The sequence below is a fragment of the Streptococcus timonensis genome (assembly GCF_900095845.1).
In the GTDB taxonomy this organism is placed as follows: domain Bacteria; phylum Bacillota; class Bacilli; order Lactobacillales; family Streptococcaceae; genus Streptococcus; species Streptococcus timonensis.
On the sequence record NZ_FMIX01000002.1, the window covers coordinates 21,242 to 42,603 of the forward strand.

Consider the following 21,362-nt stretch of genomic DNA (forward strand, 5'->3'; position numbering starts at 1 on the left):
CCTCCTAGATATTATACATAGCATCGAAAATTGCTGCACTTTGAATATTAATTTTAACATTCAAGGTCTGGCCAAAGGCTTCAAACTCATTTCTTAGTTGAGTAAAATCTTGTTTTTCATCACTGGATACTACAGCCATCATGGTAAAGAACTCATCCAAGACAGTTTGTGAAATATCATCAATATTTAATCCTAATTCAGCAATCTTAGTCGCAACACCTGCAACAATACCACCCTTATCTTTTCCGACAACAGTTATAATAGCTTTCATATTGTTCCTCCATCTTTGAAATCATCGAAAAATAACCATATCTAAATTTTTCTTTTTTCTCAGTATAGCACATTTACTTCAAAAAAACTTAAAAACGCCTGCTTACGAAATTGTTCTTAAGCTAAAAACAATTTCGTAAACAAGCGTCTACCCTATCATCTTATGATGAGTGTTCCCGCTAGGATATAAATCCTAGCGGTAGACCAGAGCTAGACTAAGAGCCACACGGCTCCATCATCATAACACTCAACAAAATTGATGATTTTATACTAATTCGATGATCGCCATTGGCGCTGCATCACCACGACGTGGTTCAGTCTTAAGGATACGAGTGTATCCACCGTTACGCTCAGCATAACGAGGTGCGATTTCTGAGAACAATTTTTGAAGTGCTGTAGTAGAAGTATACTTATCAGTTGCTTCATCATAGTTTTCAGATGCGATTTCATTACGTACAAAAGCAGCAGCTTGACGACGTGCATGCAAATCACCACGTTTACCTAGAGTAATCATTTTTTCAACAGTTTTACGGATTTCTTTAGCACGAGCTTCAGTTGTCACGATTGATTCATTGATCAAAAGGTCAGTTGTCAAATCGCGAAGCATTGCTTTACGTTGTGAGCTAGTGCGTCCTAGTTTACGGTAAGCCATGTATTCCTCCTTTATTTATCTTTTAATCCAAGACCCAAATCAATGAGTTTGAGTTTCACTTCTTCTAAACTCTTGCGTCCAAGATTTCTTACTTTCATCATCTCTGCTTCAGATTTTTCTGTCAAATCATGCACAGTATTGATACCAGCACGTTTCAAACAGTTATATGAACGCACAGACAAATCAAGTTCCTCAATCGTACGTTCCAAAATACGGTCGTCCGATTCAGTATCTGCTTCTTTCATCACTTCTGCTGACTTAGCAATTTCTGTAAGATTTGTAAACAAATCAAGATGTTCAGTCAAAATACGTGCTGAAAGCCCTAAAGCATCTTCTGGAATAATTGTTCCATTTGTCAAGATTTCAAGGGTTAATTTGTCGAAACCATCATTGCTTCCTACACGAGCAGGTTCAACTTGATAGTTGACTTTTGTAACTGGTGTATAAATAGAATCTACAGCAAGTGTTCCAACAGGTGCATTATCTCTCTTGTTTTCATCAGCAGGTACATATCCACGACCAATATTAACAGTCATAGTGGCTTTAAGCGATGAACCCTCACCGATTGTGAAAAGATAATGATCTGGATTTACGATTTCAATATCGCTATCAGTTAAAATATCCCCAGCTGTTACTTCAGCAGGTCCTTCAACATCAAGTTCAATGATCTTTTCGTCTTTTACATAAGATTTAACCGCAATTCCTTTAATGTTCAGAATGATTTGCATCACGTCTTCGCGAACACCTGGAATGGTATCAAATTCATGTAATACACCATCGATATCGATAGAGGTAACAGCCGCTCCTGGAAGAGAAGCAAGTAGTACACGACGAAGAGAGTTACCAAGTGTTGTACCGTATCCACGTTCTAGTGGTTCGATTACAAACTTGCCATAATCTTTATTTTCATCAATTTTTGTTATATTTGGTTTTTCAAACTCGATCATTTAGTTACTCCCTCTTAAACGAAAAGCAGTGTAAAGGTAATGATTATACACGGCGACGTTTTGGAGGACGAGCACCATTGTGTGGCACTGGAGTCACATCACGAATTGCTGTTACTTCAAGACCAGCGGCAGCAAGAGCACGAATAGCTGACTCACGACCAGAACCTGGACCTTTTACAGTAACTTCAACTGATTTAAGACCGTGTTCTTGTGCAGATTTAGCAGCAGCTTCTGAAGCCATTTGAGCAGCAAATGGTGTAGATTTACGAGAACCTTTGAAACCAAGAGCACCAGCTGATGACCAAGAAATTGCATTACCATGCACATCAGTAATCATAACAATAGTGTTATTAAATGTAGCGTGAATATGAGCAATACCAGATTCGATATTCTTCTTCACACGACGTTTACGTGTTGGTTTAGCCAAGACTTTTACCTCCTATATTATTTTTTCTTACCAGCAATCGCAACAGCTTTACCTTTACGAGTGCGAGCGTTGTTTTTAGTGTTTTGTCCACGGACAGGAAGTCCACGACGGTGACGGATTCCACGGTATGAACCGATTTCCATCAAACGTTTGATGTTCAAGTTCACTTCACGACGAAGGTCACCTTCAACTTTAATTGCATCCACTTCACGACGGATAGCATCTTCTTGATCAGATGTAAGATCACGAACACGAATATCTTCTGAAATTCCAGCAGCTGCTAAAATCTTTTGAGATGTTGCAAGTCCGATACCATAGACATAAGTCAATGAGATAACTACGCGTTTGTCATTTGGAATATCAACTCCAGCAATACGAGCCATGTTTTCTCCTTTCTATCTTATCCTTGACGTTGTTTGTGTTTTGGATTCGCTGGGCAAATTACCATAACACGACCATTACGACGAATTACTTTACAGTATTCGCAAATTGGTTTGACCGATGGTCTTACTTTCATTTCTTATCCCTCCAAGTTTTTCGATTATTTAAAGCGGTAAGTGATGCGTCCACGTGTCAAGTCGTATGGACTCATTTCAACAGTAACACGATCTCCCGCTAAAATACGAATATAGTTTTTACGAATTTTACCAGAAACTGTTGCTAAAATCTGATGTCCATTTTCAAGTTCAACCGTAAACATTGCATTCGGCATAGTATCAACTACTTTACCTTCAACTTCAATCACATCGTCTTTTGCCACGCAAAAGTACCTCCATAAATTTCGATTTGATGCCTCTAGACACAGAGACAACAATTATAAGTCAGACTAACTCAGTATAACATTTGTAGAGACATTTTGCAAGCATGAAAAACGCTTTTATTTCAATTTTGTCAATACTTTTTCGATATCTGCAAAGACTTCATCAATATCCTTGTTTCCTTGAATATCATGAACTAAACCTTTGTTGCGATAGTAAGCAATAATAGGTTCACCTTGAGCAATGTTCACATCTAAACGACGCTTAACAGTCTCTGGTTTATCATCTTCACGTTGGTAGTAATCTTCCTCTTTGTAATCAACTGGTGGGTTAAATACTTTGTGGAAAGTTTCTCCAGTGACACGGTGAATAATACGACCGCTCAAACGTTCCAAAAGGGAATCTGGGTTCACTTCAATATTAATAACCCCTTCAAGTTCAATACCAAGATCTGCTAAAATTTGATCCAACGCATGGGCTTGTTCAATAGTACGTGGGAACCCATCCAAAAGGAATCCTTTTTCCTTAATATCATCCTGAGCCAAACGTTCTTTGACGATACCATTTGTAACTTCATCTGGAACTAGCTCCCCTTTATCGATATAAGATTTAGCAAGAACACCCATTTCAGTTTGATTGGCCATAGCTGCACGGAACATATCCCCTGTAGAGATATGGGCAACGTTAAATTGTTCTACAATTTTTGCTGCTTGGGTACCTTTACCTGCCCCAGGTAATCCCATAATCAAAAGATTCATGATTCAATCTCCTTATTTTATTTTTAAGTAGAAGTACAAAGATTTTCTACTCTTACTTAAAAACAAAATAGAAGAGAGGAGTAAAAAATCTGACAAGGTCTTTGATTTTTACACTCCACTCTCTAAGTAATAGTGAATGAATATTTCTATTACATTTATTCTGTTCTATCCATGAAACCAACATATTTACGTTTCAATAGATATCCTTCTAACTGCTTAATTCCTTCAATACCTGTAGAGATAATGATTAGCAAACTTGTTCCCCCAAAAGCGACAACTTCTGAAAGACCAAATAAATCTTTAGCTACAATTGGTAAGATAGAAATAACACCAAGGAAAAGTGAACCTACTGTTGCAAGGCGACGAAGAAGTTTTGACATATACTCTTCTGTTCCTTTACCAGGACGGACACCGTGGATATAGGCTCCACTCTTTTGTAAGTTTTCTGCAGCTTTCTCTGGATTAATCTGTACGAAGGTATAGAAGAAAGTAAAGAGAATAATTAGCAGAGCATACAAAGCAATTCCTGTAGGTGCTGTTGTAGATAACATCTCTTGAGCAGTACGAACCCATTCCCAGTTTAGTCCAGTTGCACTTACAAACTGAAGTATTGCCGCTGGCGCTGCTGTAATGGAACTAGCAAAGATAACAGGAATAACTCCAGCTGGGTTTATCTTCAATGGAAGATATGAACTAGATGGTGCACCCTGTGCTACCTTTGTATATTGGATTGGGATTTTGTATTCAGCTTGTTGGACGTACGTTGTGAAATAGATAATCAACAAGACTGCAACAATTAAAATACCAACAAAGATTAGTGACGAAGTGAAACGATCGCTTGGTACATTGACAAAGTAATCAACATAGATACCTTTAATCATGTCAGGAATTGAAGCAACAATCCCGGCAAAGATGATCATTGACACACCGTTACCATATCCTTTATCTGTAATCTGCTCTCCCAACCAAGTTACTATCATACTTCCCGCAGTTAAAATGATACCAATCATAATAAACACTTGCGGAGTCAAGGCAGTAGTTAAAAGTTTAGCTCCTGAAAGAGCGTTAAATCCAGCAGTAATTCCGATAGATTGAACAAATGCAAGTACAAGCGCAATGTATCGAGTTGCTTGATTTAACTTTCTTCGACCAACTTCCCCTTGTTTCCCCCACTCTACAAACTTCGGTAATAAATCCATTTGTAGAAGTTGAACAACGATTGAAGCGGTAATGTAAGGACTAACACCAAGTGCAAAAACTGAGAAGTTTTTCATGGCATTACCTGACACCAAGCTTAACATGTTTAAGAAGGATAAACCGCTCAAAGCGTTTAAGCTATTGGCATTTACCCAAGGAACAGTGATACTAGTTCCGATACGAAATACAAGGACTATAAAAATTGTAAATAAAATTTTTGATCGCACTTGTTTAACTTTGAGTGCTTCTTTCAGTAATTTAAAAAACATAGGTCACCTCTCTTAGATGACTTCAACTGAACCACCTTTAGCAGTGATAGCTTCTTCAGCTGATTTAGAGAATTTAGCAGCTTTAACAGTCAACTTCTTAGTCAACTCACCGTTACCAAGAATCTTAATACCTGATTTTTCAGCTTTAACAATTCCTGATTCTACAAGTACCACTGGAGTTACTTCAGCACCGTCATCAAAGGCGTTCAATTGGTCAAGGTTAACAATTGCATATTCTTTAGCGTTGATGTTAGTGAATCCACGTTTTGGAAGACGACGGAACAATGGAGTTTGTCCACCCTCAAAACCAAGGCGAACTCCGCCACCGCTACGAGCTTTTTGACCTTTTTGACCACGACCAGATGTTTTACCGTTACCTGATGAAGTACCACGACCTACGCGGTTACGTGTTTTACGAGAACCTTCTGCAGGTTTCAATTCATGAAGTTTCATTTATATTTCTCCTCTTTTTGTAAAATGCTAGCGCCGATAAGAAAGAAAAGGTTGTCTCTCTTATCAACTCGCCTATACGTTTGTCATCTAAAATGACTATATCTAGTTTTAGGGGATGAGTAGATGCACATCCCCTAAATATTATTATTTTACTTCTTCAACTGTTACCAAGTGAGATACTGCAGTGATCATACCACGGATTGCAGCGTTATCTTCTTTAATAACAGAGCTGTTCAATTTGCCAAGTCCAAGTGCTACAACAGTTTTACGTTGTGATGGAATGCGTCCGATTGGAGACTTAGTCAAAGTAATTTTAATTTGAGCCATTTTATCCCCTTTCTTATGCCAAATCAGAAACTGAGATACCACGTAGGGCAGCAACTTCTTCAGCGCGTTTCAATTGTTTCAAACCTTCAACAGTTGCACGAACAATGTTGATTGGAGTGTTAGAGCCAAGTGATTTAGATGTAATATCAGCAACACCTGCTAATTCCACAACGGCACGAACCGCACCACCTGCGGCAACTCCAGAACCTTCTACAGCTGGTTTCAACAATACTTTAGCTCCACCGAATTCTGAAAGAACTTCATGTGGGATTGTTGTTCCAACCATAGGAACTTCGATCAAGTTTTTCTTAGCATCGTCTACTGCTTTACGGATTGCTTCTGGAACTTCTTGAGCTTTACCAGTACCAAATCCTACGCGACCATTGTGGTCACCAACAACTACAAGAGCTGCAAAACGTAGACGGCGTCCACCTTTAACAACTTTTGTAACACGGTTAACAGCAACTACGCGTTCTTCAAATTCAACTGCATTGTCTTTAAATGCCATTTTCTAGTGTCCTCCTATTAGAATTTCAATCCGTTTTCACGAGCTGCATCAGCCAAAGCTTTCACACGTCCGTGATATAGATATCCACCGCGGTCGAACACCACTTCTGAAATACCTTTAGCACTTGCACGTTCTGCAACGAGTTTACCGACAGCAACGGCTTGTTCAGTTTTAGTTCCTTTTGAAACTTCTTTGTCAAGAGTTGAAGCACTTGCGAGCGTTACACCCGCTACGTCATCAATAACTTGAGCGTAGATGCCTGTATTAGAACGGAATACGTTCAAACGTGGGCGATCAGCAGTTCCAGAGAGTTTTCCGCGAACGCGACGGTGGCGTTTCTGACGGAGTTTGTTTTTATCTGGTTTAGAAATCACAGTTTTCACCTCTTTAGTTTTAATTGTGTGCTATGCACAAAGTTGGAAAATACCAGGGTGGTTGAAAATCAACCACTCAAGATTATTTACCAGTTTTACCTTCTTTAAGACGAACATATTCGCCAACGTAACGGATACCTTTACCTTTGTATGGTTCTGGTGAACGAAGGCTACGTACGTAAGCAGCTGTTTGACCAACTACTTCTTTTGAAATTCCGCTGATAACGATAGTCGTTGGGTTTGGAAGTTCAAAAGTAATTCCTGCTGGAGCTTCAACTTCATCTGGATGTGATTTACCAACAGCCAAAACAAGTTTGTTTCCTTGAAGTTGAGCACGGTAACCAACCCCACGCATTTCAAGTTCTTTCTTGAATCCTTCTGAAACACCAATAACCATGTTGTTCAAAAGTGCACGAGTAGTTCCGTGGATAGTTTTCATTTCTTTTGAATCGTTTGGACGGTGAAGAGTTACTTCAGTACCTTCCACACGGATTTCAATATCTTTTGAGAACTCACGAGTAAGTTCTCCTTTAGGTCCTTTTACAGTTACAACGTTGTCATTGTTAGTGAGTTCAACACCAGCAGGCAACACGATAACTTTATTACCAATACGTGACATGTTTTTATTCTCCTGTTAAATTGTCAGGCCATAAAGGCCAGTTTTCACGGGGTTAAATCGATTTCTCGATTTAAAGGAACATTTAGATTTCAATTTCAAAGTGAATCGAGGCATCGCCTCTCAGGCATAACTTTGGGTTAAGCAAGAGACGATAACGAAGAGTCACAACGAAATCGGGAGCTAAATATTACCAAACGTAAGCGATAACCTCACCACCAACATTCTTTTGGCGAGCTTCTTTATCAGTAAGCAAACCTTCTGAAGTTGAAAGGATAGCAATTCCAAGACCGTTAAGTACTTTTGGAAGATCTTCACGTTTTTTGTAGACACGAAGTCCTGGTTTAGAAACACGTTTCAAGTTAGTGATAACTTTTTCACCGTTTGGTCCGTATTTAAGGAATACACGGATGATGCCTTGTTTGTCATCTTCGATGATTTCTACGTTCTTTACAAAACCTTCGCGTTTAAGGATTTCAGCAATCCCTTTTTTGATGTTTGATGCAGGTACTTCAAGTACTTCGTGTTTTGCTTGGTTAGCGTTACGAATACGAGTTAAGAAGTCTGCGATTGGATCAGTCATAACCATTTTATTTTTCTCCTCTTACTAGTAGTTTGCAAGTTGCACTTGCTAGTTAATGTTTGAGCTAGGCTCAGAAAGTTTTGATACTTGCAAACGAGAGCATACTCATTTGAACACGAGCTACAACCTGGGCAAAAAAGATAGATTTGTCTTGGAGCATCGATCCTGCACTAAATCTCCTATTTTTACTGGGGTTGTTACGCTCTTTGTATCATGATATTACCAAGATGCTTTTGTTACACCAGGGATTTGACCTTTATATGCCAATTCACGGAAGCAAACACGGCAAAGTTTAAACTTGCGGTAAACTGAGTGTGGACGTCCACAACGTTCACAGCGAGTGTATGCTTGAGTAGAGAACTTCGCTGGGCGTTTGTTCTTAGCAATCATAGATTTTTTAGCCATTAGTTATACCTCCTATATTATTTTGCAAAAGGCATTCCAAGGCCTGTAAGCAATGCACGTGACTCTTCGTCAGTGTTAGCAGTAGTTACGATAACGATGTCAAGACCGCGAGTTTTGTCAACGTCATCAAAGTTGATTTCTGGGAAAATCAATTGCTCTTTCACACCAAGTGTGTAGTTTCCGCGTCCGTCAAATGATTTTGTTGGTACACCGTGGAAGTCACGTACACGTGGAAGTGATACTGAAACCAATTTATCCAAGAATTCGTACATACGTTCACCACGAAGGGTAACTTTTGCACCGATCGCAACACCTTCACGAAGACGGAAGCCGGCGATAGATTTTTTAGCTTTAGTGATAAGTGGTTTTTGACCTGAGATAAGCGCCAATTCTTCAGCAGCTTTTTCAAGGCTTTTAGCGTTTGATACTGCTTCACCAACACCCATGTTCAAAACGATCTTATCCACTTTAGGAACAGCCATCACTGATGAGTAGTTAAATTGTTCTGTCAAAGCAGGAACTACTTCATTAAGATATTTTTCTTTTAAACGATTTGCCATTATACTTCTCCTTTCCTTCGTGATTAATCAAGCACTTCGCCTGATTTTTTGTTGTAGCGAACTTTTTTACCGTCTACAAATTTGTAACCAACACGACCAGCTACACCATTTTTGTCCAAAACTTGAACGTTTGATACGTGGATAGCCGCTTCCTTCTCGATGATACCACCTTGAGGAAGTTCGTTAGTTGGACGTTGGTGTTTCTTAACGATGTTAACACCCTCAACGATAACTTTGTTTACTTTTGGAAGGGCAGTAAGGACAACAGCTTCTGTTCCCTTATCTTTACCAGCGATTACGCGAACTTTGTCGCCTTTTTTTACAAACATTTTTTTCTCCTTTTATTCTTACGCCCAATGGGCACCCTGGCTAGGCCAGGGGACTGTGTTTGTTTTTATTGATTAAAGTACTTCTGGAGCAAGTGACACGATCTTCATGAAGCCACCTTCACGCAATTCACGTGCAACTGGGCCAAAGATACGTGTTCCGCGAGGAGTTTTGTCGTCACGGATGATAACTGCTGCGTTTTCGTCAAATTTGATGTATGAACCATCAGCACGACGAGCACCTGATTTAGTACGAACGATAACTGCTTTAACAACGTCACCTTTTTTAACCGCACCACCAGGAGTAGCTTGTTTTACAGATGCCACAATAACATCACCGATGTTTGCAAATTTACGTCCTGAACCACCAAGAACTTTGATAGTCAAGATTTCGCGAGCACCGCTGTTGTCTGCGACTTTCAAACGAGTTTCTGTTTGAATCATTTCAGTTTTCTCCTTTCAGGTTTGATTAGATGATTACCGCTTCTTCAACAACTTCTACAAGACGGAAGCGTTTTGTAGCTGAAAGCGGGCGAGTTTCCATGATACGTACGATATCGCCTTCTTTGGCAACATTGTTTTCATCATGTGCTTTGTATTTTTTAGAGTAGTTAATACGTTTACCATAGACTGGGTGGTTACGTTTTGTTTCAACTACAACTGTGATTGTCTTGTCCATTTTGTCAGATACAACACGTCCAACAAGAACTTTACGATTATTGCGTTCCATTGAAATTTCTCCTTCCCTAGTCTATTATTTCGCTTCAGATTGAACTGTTTTGATACGAGCGATTTGTTTTTTAACTTCTTTCAAGCGAGCTGTTTGTTCTAATTGACCAGTAGCAGCTTGGAAACGAAGTTCAAACAATTCTTTTTTCAATTCGTTTTCGCGCTTCGCGAGTTCTTCTTGAGAAAGACCACGAAGTTCTTTAACAAATTCTTTTACTTCATTAAGTTTCATGCCTTCTCCTTATTCTGCTTCACGTTTTACGAATTTACATTTAACTGGCAATTTGTGGCTTGCAAGACGAAGCGCTTCGCGAGCGATCTCTTCAGATACACCAGCAACTTCAAACATTACTTTACCACGTTTAACTGGTGCTACCCAACCTTCAGGTGCCCCTTTACCAGATCCCATACGAACCCCGATAGCTTTAGCTGTGTATGATTTGTGTGGGAAGATTTTAATCCAAACTTTACCACCACGTTTCATGTAACGAGTCATGGCGATACGAGCAGCCTCGATTTGGCGGTTAGTGATCCAGTGGCTAGTTGTAGCTTGAAGACCGTATTCACCAAATGCTACTTCTTTTCCACCTTTTGCTTCACCGCGCATTTTACCACGGAATTCACGACGGTGTTTAACACGTTTAGGTACTAACATTGGTTATTTACCTCCTTTAGTGTTTTTACGAGCTGGAAGAACTTCACCACGATAGATCCATACTTTAACACCAAGTTTACCGTATGTAGTGTCTGCTTCTTCCCAAGCGTAATCGATATCTGCACGAAGTGTGTGAAGTGGAACAGTTCCTTCAGAGTATCCTTCAGCACGGGCGATATCTGCACCGTTCAAACGACCTGATACTTGAGTTTTAATTCCTTTAGCTCCAGCACGCATTGCACGTTGGATTGCTTGTTTTTGTGCACGACGGAAAGCAACACGTTGCTCCAATTGACGAGCAATACCCTCACCAACAAGGTGAGCATCCAAATCAGGTTGTTTGATTTCGATGATGTTGATGTGTACTTGTTTACCAGTCAATTTGTTAAGTTTTGCACGGAGTGCATCAACGTTAGCACCACCTTTACCGATAACCATACCTGGTTTAGCAGTGTGAAGTGAAACGTTAACTTTGTTTACTGCACGTTCGATTTCAATAGTTGAAACTGCTGCGTCAGCTAGTTCTTTTTGAACGAATTTACGGATTGCAAGATCTTCATGAAGGTAATCCGCGTATTCTTTTTCAGCATACCATTTGGCATCCCAATCACGGATGATGCCGACACGCATACCAATTGGATGTACTTTTTGACCCACGATTTTACCTCCTTATTTTTCTGCAACAGCTACAGTGATGTGAGCTGTACGTTTGTTGATTGGTGAAGCTGAACCTTTCGCACGTGGACGGAAACGTTTCATAGTTGGTCCTTCATTTGCGAATGCTTCAGATACTACCAAGTTAGCTTTATCCAAACCAAAGTTGTTTTCAGCGTTAGCTACAGCTGAGTTCAAAACTTTCAAGATGATTTCAGCAGCTTTGTTTGGAGTGAATGTCAAAATTGCGATTGCATCGGCTACACTTTTACCACGGATGTTGTCAAGAACAAGACGTGATTTACGAGGTGAAACACGTACTGTGCGAGCCATTGCTTTAGCTGAAGTAATTTCTGCCATTTATGTTCTCCTTATTTTCTACGTGTCTTCTTGTCGTCTGCGGCGTGACCTTTGTAAGTACGAGTTGGTGCAAATTCACCAAGCTTGTGACCTACCATGTCTTCTTGGATGTAAACAGGTACGTGTTTACGTCCATCATAAACTGCGATAGTGTAACCAATGAAACTTGGGAAGATCGTTGAACGACGTGACCAAGTTTTGATAACTTTTTTCTTTTCGTCGTTAGCTTGAGCTTCAACTTTTTTCATCAAATGCTCATCGACGAAAGGTCCTTTTTTAAGACTGCGTCCCATTTTTGTTTTTTCTCCTTTAAATATAGTACCACAGCGGCTTGCGCTCTCAACGAGCGCTACCGAGCTGGCGGATTATCTAGCGCTTAAGCGACTAGTTTTAAATTATTTCTCGTTGCGACGACGAACGATAAGTTTGTCAGATTTCGCTTTCTTGTTACGAGTTTTAAGACCAAGAGCAGGTTTGCCCCATGGAGTTGATGGTGCTTTACGACCAACTGGTGCTTTACCTTCACCACCACCGTGTGGGTGATCGTTAGGGTTCATTACAGAACCACGAACTGTTGGGCGGATACCTTTCCAACGGCTACGTCCTGCTTTACCAAGGTTTACAAGTCCATGTTGTTCGTTTCCGACAACACCAACTGTAGCTCGACAAGTTCCAAGAATCATGCGAACTTCACCTGATTGAAGACGAACAAGAACGTATTTACCTTCTTGACCCAATACTTGAGCAGAAGCTCCAGCAGCACGTACCAATTCTCCACCACGACCTGGTTTCAATTCGATGTTGTGGATCAAAGTACCAACTGGGATGTTAGCAAGTGGAAGAGCGTTTCCGACTTTGATATCTGCTTCTGGACCTGAAACGATACGTTGACCTACTTCAAGACCTTTTGGAGCGATGATGTATGCTTTCACTCCGTCAGTGTAGTGTACAAGAGCGATGTTTGCAGAACGGTTTGGATCGTACTCGATAGTTTTAACAACTGCTTCAACGTTGTCTTTGTTACGTTTAAAGTCAACCAAACGGTAGAAACGTTTGTGCCCACCACCTTGGTGACGAACTGTGATACGACCGTTGTTGTTACGACCAGCCTTGCTCTTCAATGCAACAAGCAATGATTTTTCAGGAGTGCTTGTTGTGATTTCAGCGAAATCCAAAGAAGTCATATTACGGCGACCGTTTGTTGTTGGTTTATAAACACGAATTCCCACGATATTTCCTCCTTAGATTATTCAGCTTCAGCTGCAAACAACTCGATTGCTTTTGAATCAGCTGTAAGAGTGATGATAGCTTTTTTAGTTTTGTTAGTAAAACCAGTGTAACGTCCAACACGTTTAGCTTTAGGTTTTACGTTGATTGTGTTAACATTTGCAACTTTAACACCTTCGAAAGCAGCTTCAACAGCTTGCTTGATCAAAAGTTTGTGTGCACGAGTGTCAACTTCAAATACATATTTCCCTGCTTCAAGTTGAGCCATTGAGCTTTCAGTGATAACAGGTTTTTTGATAACATCATACAAATTCATTATGCAAGAACCTCCTCGATTTTAGAGATAGCTGCTTGAGTAACAAGAAGTTTGTCACTATTTGCGATGTCAAGAACACTTGCAGTTGTAGCAGTCGCAACTTTCACGTTTGGAAGGTTACGAGCTGAGAGAGCTGCGAATTCGTTTCCTTCTTCAAGAATAACAAGGACTTTAGAATCGATGCTCAAAGCTGCAAGAACTTTTGCAAATTCAGCAGTTTTTGGAGCTGTAAATTCAAGAGAATCAACGGCTACAAATTTGTTTTCAGCAACTTTTTCTGAGTAAACAGATTTAAGTGCAAGGCGACGAACTTTTTGAGGAAGTTTGTACGCATAGCTACGTGGAGTTGGTCCGAAGACGATTCCACCACCACGCCATTGTGGAGAGCGGATAGAACCTTGACGAGCACGTCCAGTTCCTTTTTGACGCCATGGTTTGCGTCCGCCACCTGAAACAGCTGAGCGGTTTTTAACTGCGTGAGTTCCTTGACGAAGGCTAGCACGTTGGCTGATGATCACATCAAACACAACAGATTGGTTTGGTTCGATACCAAAGATTGCATCGTTAAGAACAACTTCGCCCGCTTGTTTACCAGTTTGGTCGAATAATGTTACATTTGCCATTTTGACTGTATTCCCCTTTCCTTATTATTTACCAGCTTTAACTGCTGACTTGATAGTGATAAGAGATTTCTTAGCACCTGGTACGTTACCTTTGATAAGGATAACGTTCTTTTCTGGAACAACTTGTACAACCTCAAGGTTTTGAATTGTTACGCGGTCACCACCCATACGTCCTGCAAGGTTTTTACCTTTGAATACGCGGTTAGGTGCAACAGGTCCCATAGAACCTGGACGACGGTGGTAACGAGAACCGTGAGCCATAGGTCCACGTGATTGTCCGTGGCGTTTGATAACACCTTGGAAACCTTTACCTTTAGATGTACCAGTTACATCAACAATGTCTCCAGCTGCGAAAGTTTCAACTGTGATTTCAGCACCAACTTCCAAGCCTTCAACGTTTTTGAATTCACGAATGAAGCGCTTAGGAGCCGTGTTAGCTTTTGCTACATGTCCTTTAGCAGGTTTGTTGCTCAATACTTCGCGTTTGTCATCGAAACCAACTTGGATAGCGTTGTAACCATCTGTTTCAACAGTTTTAACTTGAAGAACAACGTTTGGAGTTGCTTCGATAACTGTTACAGGGATCAATTCGCCAGCTTCAGTGAAGATTTGAGTCATTCCCACTTTTTTCCCTAAGATTCCTTTTGTCATGAGAAAATAGTTCCTTTTCTATATTTTTTATTCAAAAAGTTTTTAACGAGCGTTTTTTATGCTCAAGGTATCAAGCTTTAAATTAAAGTTTGATTTCTACGTTTACACCACTTGGAAGATCCAATTTCATCAAAGCGTCAACTGTTTTTTGAGTTGGGTTGATGATATCGATCAAACGTTTGTGTGTACGCATTTCAAATTGTTCGCGAGAGTCTTTATATTTGTGAGTCGCACGAATAATTGTGTAGAGGCTACGTTCAGTTGGAAGTGGGATTGGACCTGCAACTTCTGCACCTGTGCGAGTAGCTGATTCTACGATTTTAGCAGCCGCTGTGTCAAGCGTACGGTGTTCGTAAGCTTTCAAACGGATACGGATTTTTTTGTTTGCCATCTTTTTCTCCTTTTCGTCTATTTAAGATAATAGGCTAGCTCCACAAGAAAACCGACGCGCGTTGCGTGGCAATGCAACCGAGCGTGTCGCAACCTCTTGCATCAAAGCTAAGGCTGTAATTTACAGCACCATAATAGAATAACACAAAGCCCCTGCGATTGCAAGGGATTTGACAGGATTTTTTTAATTTTTCGAATGAAACTGTTTTCTTATCGCTCCTTATCTCAAAAAAGCATGAATGAAGAGCAAATTTTTATTTTTTCTTCTATATAATATTCATAATATTCGTTTTGATCTGAAATTTATCATTTGATTGATTTATCAAGATATCCGCTTTTGACTCGGTTTCTTTATAGTATTGCAGATACTGTTCTCGTCTCATTTGCTGACTAGCCAATATAAAGGATGCATCGCCATTTCTCACAGTCGTATCTCGAGCTAGACGCCTCTTTAATTCTGTCTCTTCATTCGTGTAAAAACAGACAGTTTTGTCAAAGAGTTCCTTTGGTAGAAAACCCACAGACATCCCTTCTACTATCAGAATTGGTTTAGAACCAGACAAGATTTCACTAGCTTTCCAAGGTTCTTCGATTGTCAAGACATCCATACCCGCCTGTAAGGCTAGGATGTCTCTCTGCAAACTTGCCAGTTCATGCGCCACTGGCAGACAGGCTGTCACCTTTTGATCAGTTGCTTGCTTTGGTACTACCAGGTGACGTTCTGAGGTGATATAGGGATCTGTTTCTAGCAAATTTACTGTAGTAGAATCTAGGGCTTGATATAATTCCTGAGCAAAAGTTGATTTCCCTGAAGCTCCATGGCCGTAGATACCCAGCGTTTTTACTTTTCCAGACTCTATTTCTGATACTAGTCTTTCAATTAAGTCTTTTTTCTTCATTCTCTCTTCACCTGTTCATAGCTTTGCTTCCCATCATTAAGCTTGTCCCAAATAACTACTTTTCCACTTTGCAGAGATTTTTGTACATCGATAATTCGTTGATTGGACGAGCCTCGGAATTGAAGCATGAGATTACGCTTGCTTTTATCATACCGTCCATCAACCAAGATATCAATCATTGACAAGAGCTCCAGTTTATCAGGTGTCTCCAACATCATCTCTTCCCATGTGTATCCCGTCCATGACCAGATATCTTTTTCTGGCAATTCTTTCCGTATACGTTTCACGAGAGGCAAGAGGATTCCTGTATTTATGAAGGGTTCTCCTCCTAATAAAGTCAAGCCTTGAACATAGGGTTGGGCTAAGTCTGCCATGATTTGTTCTTCCAATTCTGGTGTATAAGGTATGCCTGCATTAAAGGACCAGGTCGCTACGTTGTAACAGCCCTCACAGTGGAACATACAGCCTGCTACGTAAAGGGAGTTGCGCACTCCCTCTCCATCGACAAAGTTAAAGGCCTTGTAGTCGATAATTCGACCTTGACTGAGCTCTTCACTTTTCCACTCGCCTGGTTTTGGTGTATTCCATGTCATGCTGTCTACTCCAAGTCTATCCAATAGCGCTCCGTTCCGTTTCGAACATCCTCCAACTCCCCACCATTAGCTAAGATAACAGCTCGGCTTGCTGGATTTTCTGTGCTACAGGTCACTAAAGCTCGTTTGATATTCTTTTCCTTGGCAATTTGTAGACCTTGTTGGAGGGACTCTTTGGCGTAGCCCTTGCCTCTTTCAGACGGTCGGATGGAATAACCAATGTGACCACCTTCTTCCAATAAGAAGTCTCTAAGACGCAATCTCAGATTGAGAAAACCTACGGCTTGTCTATCTCTCGAAAAAGCAACTAACTGAATATCAGGCACCCACCCTTCAGGCAAATTAATCCCCATTTCATGATTCTGATTACTTTCCAACCACTCTTCATAAATAAAATTCTCAGCATCCCAAAATCCGCCATCGTGGGCTGATTGAGTCTGTTCAAACTCTGCCATCATCTCTAAAACTGTTTCTTTATCTGCTAATCTTGGTCTGCGTAGTATCATTTTTACCTCCAATTAAGAGAAAAGCGAGAGGCAACTCTCACTTTTTCTTGTTTTTGTTTAAAAACTGTTCTCTAAGGCTAGCTACTCGGTCTTTTTTATTGCCTCCACCTTTCGAATGCTTTTCGTGGAATCGTTGGACCAAGGCCTTGCCTTTATCATCTAATTGATATTTTCCCATGCTATTTCTTTCTAATTTCTTACTTCATGTCCTGCCGTTTTAATAGTAGAACCGTTCATATGTTTGACACGCGCAGCAATTTCCTTGTGGCGTCCATTAACCATTGGACGTGCTTGTGGATTTCCAAGATAACCACAAGTTCGTTTAACAACGTCTACTGTTTTAGGATCATTATTACCACAGTTAGGACAAGCAAATCCTCTCTCAGTCGGTTCAAAATCTCCTTCAAAATCACACTTGTAGCAACGGTCAATCGGAGTATTAGTTCCTAAATAACCTACACGGTCATAAGCATAGTCCCACACAGCTTCCAAAGCCTTTGGATTTTGTTGGAGAACTGGGTACTCGCAGTAGTGGATAAAGCCACCAGATGCACCCGCTTCTGGGTAGACTTTCTCAAAGTCCAATTTTTCAAAAGGTGTTGGATTTTTGCGGACATCATAATGGAAGGAATTTGTGTAGTATTCTTTATCTGTAATATCTGGAATAGAGCCGAATTTCTCCGTATCCAAGCGACAGAAACGGTCTGTCAAACTTTCAGATGGTGTCGAATAGATAGAGAAGTGATAACCGTATTGGTCAGACCACTCTTCCACCCGACGTTTCATGTCGCGAATGATATCCAGTGTAAATTCTTTGGCTTCTGGATTGCTTTCCCAACGATTGCCAAAGAAAACGGTCGCCACTTCGTACAAGCCGATATAGCCTAGAGAGATGGTCGCACGACGATTCTTAAAGAGTTGGTCAACACTTTCTTCCTTCCCAAGTCGACGTCCGAAGGCTCCGTATTGATAAAGAATTGGTGCGTTAGCCGGAATAGCTTCCTTGGTTCGCTCTACACGATAAACAAGAGCATCTTCCGCGATATTCATACGCTCGTTGAAGATTTCCCAGAACTTATCCATGTCACCTTCGGACTCAAGAGCGATACGAGGAAGATTGACTGTCACGACCCCTAGGTTCATACGGCCAGAATTAACCTCTACTCCATTCTCATCCTTCCAACCTTGAAGGAATGAACGACAGCCCATCGGAACCTTGAAAGAGCCTGTTAACTCGACAATCTTATCATAAGATAAAACGTCTGGATACATCCGTTTGGTTGCACACTCAAGAGCCAACTGCTTGATATCGTAGTTAGGTGAACCCTCTTCCAAGTTAAGTCCTCTTTTTAGGGTGAAGATGAGTTTAGGGAAGATAGCTGTACGGTGTTCTGAGCCAAGACCCTTGATTCGAATGTTCAAAATTGCCTTTTGAATTTCACGTTCAAAACGATTGATTCCTAGACCGAAACCAAGAGAGGTAAATGGTGTTTGCCCATTTGAAGTGAAGAGGGTATTGATTTCATACTCCAAAGATTGCATGGCATCATAGATGTCCTTTTGCGTTTTCTTCCAGGCGTATTCCTCACGCTTGTCAGGCAGAACCCATTCCTCCGCATCCTTGAGGTGCTTTTGATGATTCTTCTCTGCATAAGGAGCCAAGACTTCATCAATACGGTCTGCTGAACAGCCTCCATACTGACTTGATGCAACGTTGGCGATGATTTGCGAAATCTGTGCTGTCGCAGTTTGGATAGATTTAGGACTCTCTACCTCAGCATTTCCAATCTTAAAACCATTTTCCAACATGCCCTTGAAATCAATCAAACAGCAGTTGGTCATTGAAGTATAAGGACTATAGTCCAAATCATGATAGTGGATATCCCCTTTTTGATGGGCATTAGCCACATGTTTAGGAAGCATTTGAAGTCCAATAGACTTCCCAACAATCCCCGCAGTCAAGTCACGTTGCGTGTTAAAAACATTACTATCCTTATTGGCATTTTCATTGACAACCGCCTGATCTTTACTGAGAAGCTTATGAATGCTGAAGTTGATATCTGTCGCTTTTGAGCGCTCAAAATCCCTCTGAGTCCGATAGGTGATATACTCCTCTGCCAAAGCATATTCTCTAGCCTCTAGCAATTCATGTTCTACGATATTTTGAATTTCATATATTTTAACGTCTTTGGGAAAACGGCTATGAATCTCAGCAACAATCCGTTCAACCAAGCCATTCAAACGCTTTTCTACCAAAGGAGTGACATCCATAACCTTTTCTGCAGCCTTACGAAGTGCCTTTTCTATTTTTTCTACATCAAAGACTACTCGTCTCCCGTCTCGCTTTTCTACAAATAAAGTCGGACTAGGAGCAGTTTTTTCTTCCAATACAATCATATCCAGACTCTTTTCTAAAATGTAATATCTAAGAAGTATTATATCACTAAAAAAATAAAAATCAATATCTTGTGTGTTTTTTTGAAAAAATGATTTTTTTACACAAGATATTGATTATTTTATTTTAATTTATAAAGTTTGAAATCTGCAAGATCACTCTGAACCTGCTGATAATTTTGAGCTAACAACTGCTCCACTTCTTTCCAAAGATTCAATTTTGTATTGACTACAATCATCTTCGGCTTATTTTCACGCAGATCATTAAGCAGTATCGTCTGATTCTCAGCTAGACTTGTATGTAGATTCGGGGCCAATAAATGACTGGCTGATAGACGCTCGCTAGACTGATACATATCAATCTGATTGTCCCAAATATAAATAGAATCACTTTCCTTAGTTTGTTCTTTCACTATTGATTCTATACGTCCACGTTCTTGATAAAGATCTTGATGGAGGACATATCGACCAACAATGGGGGCAGCCACTAAATAAATGAGGGCAAAAATCGGTAAATAGACATTAATTCTAAGAAAGTCTCCCAGCAGAGTCGATTCTCTTCTATGTCTTCTACGGCGATCAGCTCCCTTTAATTCCTTCTCCCCGATTCTTGCTAATAAGAGGATTGTCATAAAGGGCAGATACACTACTAAACGACTCCCATGAATCGGTTCTGTAGAGAATATCAATAAACCAACCAGGAGTATTAACGCAATACCTGCAAAGATAGCAAAATATTCTATTTCAACTGGCTTAGACTGGAAAAATCCAGTAAAAACAAGTACTACGGCACCAAGGGAAAGCGTTAGTAAGCCGTAAAAGAGAAGGTTATCTAATAAAGCAGGGTTTGAAAATACATTCAAACTATCTACTGGATAGAGAATTTGACCAATGGCATTCCCAAAACTTCCCTTATACACTGTATAATAGCCAATTGGGTAGAATAAAAGTGAAAATCCAAGCCCAGCAGCAAAAAATTGATAAAGACCATGACTTAAGCGACGACGAACAATATTGAAGGCTGATAAAGCCAAAAATAGGATCAAAGAATACAAAGCGGCTGGCAAAGGAGCTAAGAAAAATGCTAGAGCCATGCTCATCCCAATTCGTAAAAAAACTTTGTCATTATTGGAATCTACCATATAAGCTAGAGCCAAATCAAGCCCATAAAACAAGAATGGCAAGGCCAAAATAGTTGCATAGCCCCCACCAAAACTCAAACCTCCTGCAAGAAGGTAGAATCCTATCAACAATTGATGAACCTGTTTATCTATCTTAGATATAGCTGTTGCTGCTCTGAAAAGGAAGATTCCCGAACCCAGCAAAGCCAACCAGTAGAAGGCAGCAAATACTATACTGCCTTTAACAATGAACTGGAGCAAGTAATATAACAAACCTTCACTTCCAAAAAAGTTTGTGTAAATATCCCCACCTTGATGCAAAGCCCAGCCAATATATGAGTCAGCTGAATGTTGCAGACTTGTTACCCCTAATAGCACTGGAGTAATTGCTGACAAAAGGGTAACCAAGGTAGTCCAGATAATAATTCTTAAAAATGGAATCGGAGATAATTGTTGAGAATTTTCCTCTAATCCTTCCACTTCTTCTCCTTGATAATCCTCCACTTCTGTCCAAGACGGTGTCAGAGCATCTTCTAAGTTATCATTTACATTCATTCTCTCTCTCCTACAATCTGATTTGTTCTAGTATATCAAAAACTCTAGTGCTTGTCAGCTTGTGGTTGACACTTGTTCAACTTGTCACATAAATAAACAAAACGTTCAATCTCATAAAAACGATGGTAGGAAGCCTTTTTATAAATGTCTAAAAAAGTTTTTTCTTCTATCGTTAACATCCCTTTCCCCCTATACTCTCTATTCGAAAAATAAGGAAAAATCTATCAAAAAACTGAATCCCCAAAGAGAATTCAGTTTT

Annotated in this window: 37 protein-coding genes; all 37 read right to left on the reverse strand. The window is 40.2% G+C overall.

The features are described 5' to 3' along the window. Window positions 1–4 precede the first annotated feature (4 nt). Entirely contained in the window at window positions 5–271 is a 267-nt protein-coding gene (locus BQ2679_RS00390; RefSeq protein WP_024054117.1) for an ACT domain-containing protein, read from the reverse strand. Between the two features lie 264 nt (window positions 272–535). Further along, the gene (gene rplQ / locus BQ2679_RS00395) at window positions 536–922 is read right to left on the reverse strand and encodes a 50S ribosomal protein L17 (protein ID WP_000331493.1); all 387 of its coding nucleotides are present in this window, start codon (window positions 920–922) and stop codon (window positions 536–538) included. An 11-nt stretch (window positions 923–933) separates the two neighbouring features. Continuing rightward, window positions 934–1,869 (reverse strand): DNA-directed RNA polymerase subunit alpha, encoded by a 936-nt coding sequence (locus BQ2679_RS00400; RefSeq protein ID WP_075565052.1) that lies wholly within the window; start codon window positions 1,867–1,869, stop codon window positions 934–936. 43 nt (window positions 1,870–1,912) lie between these two features. Next, window positions 1,913–2,296, reverse strand: coding sequence for a 30S ribosomal protein S11 (gene rpsK, locus BQ2679_RS00405; protein ID WP_001118386.1), 384 nt, complete (start codon window positions 2,294–2,296; stop codon window positions 1,913–1,915). Between the two features lie 17 nt (window positions 2,297–2,313). After that, window positions 2,314–2,679 (reverse strand): 30S ribosomal protein S13, encoded by a 366-nt coding sequence (gene rpsM, locus BQ2679_RS00410; RefSeq protein ID WP_075565054.1) that lies wholly within the window; start codon window positions 2,677–2,679, stop codon window positions 2,314–2,316. Between the two features lie 17 nt (window positions 2,680–2,696). Next, window positions 2,697–2,813: a 50S ribosomal protein L36 gene (gene rpmJ, locus BQ2679_RS00415; protein WP_001808836.1), complete on the reverse strand. Its 117-nt coding sequence runs from the start codon at window positions 2,811–2,813 to the stop codon at window positions 2,697–2,699. A gap of 24 nt (window positions 2,814–2,837) precedes the next feature. After that, a complete protein-coding gene (infA, locus tag BQ2679_RS00420) occupies window positions 2,838–3,056 on the reverse strand; it encodes a translation initiation factor IF-1 (RefSeq protein ID WP_001029883.1) in 219 nt (72 codons plus the stop codon). A gap of 117 nt (window positions 3,057–3,173) precedes the next feature. Further along, window positions 3,174–3,812, reverse strand: a complete 639-nt coding sequence (locus BQ2679_RS00425) for an adenylate kinase (protein WP_075565056.1) — start codon at window positions 3,810–3,812, stop codon at window positions 3,174–3,176. Between the two features lie 155 nt (window positions 3,813–3,967). Then, entirely contained in the window at window positions 3,968–5,278 is a 1,311-nt protein-coding gene (gene secY, locus BQ2679_RS00430) for a preprotein translocase subunit SecY (protein ID WP_075565058.1), read from the reverse strand. A gap of 12 nt (window positions 5,279–5,290) precedes the next feature. Then, window positions 5,291–5,731, reverse strand: a complete 441-nt coding sequence (rplO, locus tag BQ2679_RS00435; RefSeq protein ID WP_006154715.1) for a 50S ribosomal protein L15 — start codon at window positions 5,729–5,731, stop codon at window positions 5,291–5,293. 144 nt (window positions 5,732–5,875) lie between these two features. Further along, window positions 5,876–6,058 (reverse strand): 50S ribosomal protein L30, encoded by a 183-nt coding sequence (gene rpmD / locus BQ2679_RS00440; RefSeq protein WP_006154793.1) that lies wholly within the window; start codon window positions 6,056–6,058, stop codon window positions 5,876–5,878. 13 nt (window positions 6,059–6,071) lie between these two features. Next, window positions 6,072–6,566: a 30S ribosomal protein S5 gene (gene rpsE, locus BQ2679_RS00445; RefSeq protein WP_000874196.1), complete on the reverse strand. Its 495-nt coding sequence runs from the start codon at window positions 6,564–6,566 to the stop codon at window positions 6,072–6,074. 17 nt (window positions 6,567–6,583) lie between these two features. Next, window positions 6,584–6,940: a 50S ribosomal protein L18 gene (rplR, locus tag BQ2679_RS00450; protein WP_004251098.1), complete on the reverse strand. Its 357-nt coding sequence runs from the start codon at window positions 6,938–6,940 to the stop codon at window positions 6,584–6,586. A gap of 82 nt (window positions 6,941–7,022) precedes the next feature. Further along, window positions 7,023–7,559, reverse strand: coding sequence for a 50S ribosomal protein L6 (gene rplF, locus BQ2679_RS00455; protein WP_075565061.1), 537 nt, complete (start codon window positions 7,557–7,559; stop codon window positions 7,023–7,025). Window positions 7,560–7,746: 187 nt separating this feature from the next. Next, window positions 7,747–8,145, reverse strand: a complete 399-nt coding sequence (gene rpsH, locus BQ2679_RS00460) for a 30S ribosomal protein S8 (protein ID WP_000245504.1) — start codon at window positions 8,143–8,145, stop codon at window positions 7,747–7,749. A gap of 213 nt (window positions 8,146–8,358) precedes the next feature. Next, the gene (locus BQ2679_RS00465; protein WP_001085699.1) at window positions 8,359–8,544 is read right to left on the reverse strand and encodes a type Z 30S ribosomal protein S14; all 186 of its coding nucleotides are present in this window, start codon (window positions 8,542–8,544) and stop codon (window positions 8,359–8,361) included. Between the two features lie 17 nt (window positions 8,545–8,561). Next, complete coding sequence (gene rplE / locus BQ2679_RS00470) at window positions 8,562–9,104, reverse strand: 50S ribosomal protein L5 (protein WP_000013542.1); 543 nt, start codon at window positions 9,102–9,104, stop codon at window positions 8,562–8,564. Window positions 9,105–9,127: 23 nt separating this feature from the next. Further along, window positions 9,128–9,433: a 50S ribosomal protein L24 gene (gene rplX, locus BQ2679_RS00475; RefSeq protein ID WP_000497691.1), complete on the reverse strand. Its 306-nt coding sequence runs from the start codon at window positions 9,431–9,433 to the stop codon at window positions 9,128–9,130. Window positions 9,434–9,505: 72 nt separating this feature from the next. Continuing rightward, a complete protein-coding gene (gene rplN / locus BQ2679_RS00480) occupies window positions 9,506–9,874 on the reverse strand; it encodes a 50S ribosomal protein L14 (protein ID WP_002928796.1) in 369 nt (122 codons plus the stop codon). Between the two features lie 25 nt (window positions 9,875–9,899). Further along, window positions 9,900–10,160, reverse strand: coding sequence for a 30S ribosomal protein S17 (gene rpsQ / locus BQ2679_RS00485; protein ID WP_000440801.1), 261 nt, complete (start codon window positions 10,158–10,160; stop codon window positions 9,900–9,902). 24 nt (window positions 10,161–10,184) lie between these two features. Further along, window positions 10,185–10,391: a 50S ribosomal protein L29 gene (rpmC, locus tag BQ2679_RS00490; RefSeq protein WP_000772918.1), complete on the reverse strand. Its 207-nt coding sequence runs from the start codon at window positions 10,389–10,391 to the stop codon at window positions 10,185–10,187. Between the two features lie 9 nt (window positions 10,392–10,400). Further along, on the reverse strand, window positions 10,401–10,814 hold the full coding sequence (rplP, locus tag BQ2679_RS00495; protein WP_000960948.1) for a 50S ribosomal protein L16: 414 nt from the start codon (window positions 10,812–10,814) through the stop codon (window positions 10,401–10,403). A 3-nt stretch (window positions 10,815–10,817) separates the two neighbouring features. Beyond that, window positions 10,818–11,471, reverse strand: a complete 654-nt coding sequence (gene rpsC, locus BQ2679_RS00500; RefSeq protein WP_000529936.1) for a 30S ribosomal protein S3 — start codon at window positions 11,469–11,471, stop codon at window positions 10,818–10,820. Window positions 11,472–11,483: 12 nt separating this feature from the next. Beyond that, on the reverse strand, window positions 11,484–11,828 hold the full coding sequence (gene rplV, locus BQ2679_RS00505) for a 50S ribosomal protein L22 (protein ID WP_000818137.1): 345 nt from the start codon (window positions 11,826–11,828) through the stop codon (window positions 11,484–11,486). 11 nt (window positions 11,829–11,839) lie between these two features. After that, window positions 11,840–12,121, reverse strand: coding sequence for a 30S ribosomal protein S19 (gene rpsS, locus BQ2679_RS00510; RefSeq protein ID WP_000533766.1), 282 nt, complete (start codon window positions 12,119–12,121; stop codon window positions 11,840–11,842). A 102-nt stretch (window positions 12,122–12,223) separates the two neighbouring features. Beyond that, window positions 12,224–13,057: a 50S ribosomal protein L2 gene (gene rplB / locus BQ2679_RS00515; RefSeq protein ID WP_000512910.1), complete on the reverse strand. Its 834-nt coding sequence runs from the start codon at window positions 13,055–13,057 to the stop codon at window positions 12,224–12,226. 17 nt (window positions 13,058–13,074) lie between these two features. After that, complete coding sequence (locus BQ2679_RS00520) at window positions 13,075–13,371, reverse strand: 50S ribosomal protein L23 (RefSeq protein WP_001055347.1); 297 nt, start codon at window positions 13,369–13,371, stop codon at window positions 13,075–13,077. Then, the gene (rplD, locus tag BQ2679_RS00525) at window positions 13,371–13,994 is read right to left on the reverse strand and encodes a 50S ribosomal protein L4 (RefSeq protein WP_000024549.1); all 624 of its coding nucleotides are present in this window, start codon (window positions 13,992–13,994) and stop codon (window positions 13,371–13,373) included. The genes BQ2679_RS00520 and rplD overlap by 1 nt, the downstream gene beginning before the upstream one ends. Window positions 13,995–14,018: 24 nt before the next feature. Further along, a complete protein-coding gene (gene rplC, locus BQ2679_RS00530) occupies window positions 14,019–14,645 on the reverse strand; it encodes a 50S ribosomal protein L3 (protein WP_004251088.1) in 627 nt (208 codons plus the stop codon). Between the two features lie 82 nt (window positions 14,646–14,727). Further along, window positions 14,728–15,036 (reverse strand): 30S ribosomal protein S10, encoded by a 309-nt coding sequence (gene rpsJ / locus BQ2679_RS00535; RefSeq protein WP_001284511.1) that lies wholly within the window; start codon window positions 15,034–15,036, stop codon window positions 14,728–14,730. Window positions 15,037–15,301: 265 nt separating this feature from the next. Continuing rightward, window positions 15,302–15,934, reverse strand: coding sequence for a uridine kinase family protein (locus tag BQ2679_RS00540; RefSeq protein WP_075565063.1), 633 nt, complete (start codon window positions 15,932–15,934; stop codon window positions 15,302–15,304). Next, on the reverse strand, window positions 15,931–16,527 hold the full coding sequence (nrdG, locus tag BQ2679_RS00545; RefSeq protein WP_075565065.1) for an anaerobic ribonucleoside-triphosphate reductase activating protein: 597 nt from the start codon (window positions 16,525–16,527) through the stop codon (window positions 15,931–15,933). Before nrdG ends, BQ2679_RS00540 begins: the two co-directional genes overlap by 4 nt. A gap of 5 nt (window positions 16,528–16,532) precedes the next feature. After that, on the reverse strand, window positions 16,533–17,033 hold the full coding sequence (locus tag BQ2679_RS00550; RefSeq protein ID WP_075565068.1) for a GNAT family N-acetyltransferase: 501 nt from the start codon (window positions 17,031–17,033) through the stop codon (window positions 16,533–16,535). Between the two features lie 37 nt (window positions 17,034–17,070). Then, a complete protein-coding gene (locus tag BQ2679_RS10540) occupies window positions 17,071–17,211 on the reverse strand; it encodes a hypothetical protein (RefSeq protein WP_000521609.1) in 141 nt (46 codons plus the stop codon). Between the two features lie 11 nt (window positions 17,212–17,222). Beyond that, a complete protein-coding gene (gene nrdD / locus BQ2679_RS00555; protein ID WP_075565070.1) occupies window positions 17,223–19,430 on the reverse strand; it encodes an anaerobic ribonucleoside-triphosphate reductase in 2,208 nt (735 codons plus the stop codon). A 119-nt stretch (window positions 19,431–19,549) separates the two neighbouring features. Continuing rightward, window positions 19,550–21,103, reverse strand: a complete 1,554-nt coding sequence (locus BQ2679_RS00560) for a damage-inducible protein CinA (RefSeq protein ID WP_075565072.1) — start codon at window positions 21,101–21,103, stop codon at window positions 19,550–19,552. A gap of 44 nt (window positions 21,104–21,147) precedes the next feature. After that, complete coding sequence (locus BQ2679_RS11125) at window positions 21,148–21,282, reverse strand: hypothetical protein (RefSeq protein ID WP_262362246.1); 135 nt, start codon at window positions 21,280–21,282, stop codon at window positions 21,148–21,150. Window positions 21,283–21,362: the final 80 nt, after the last annotated feature.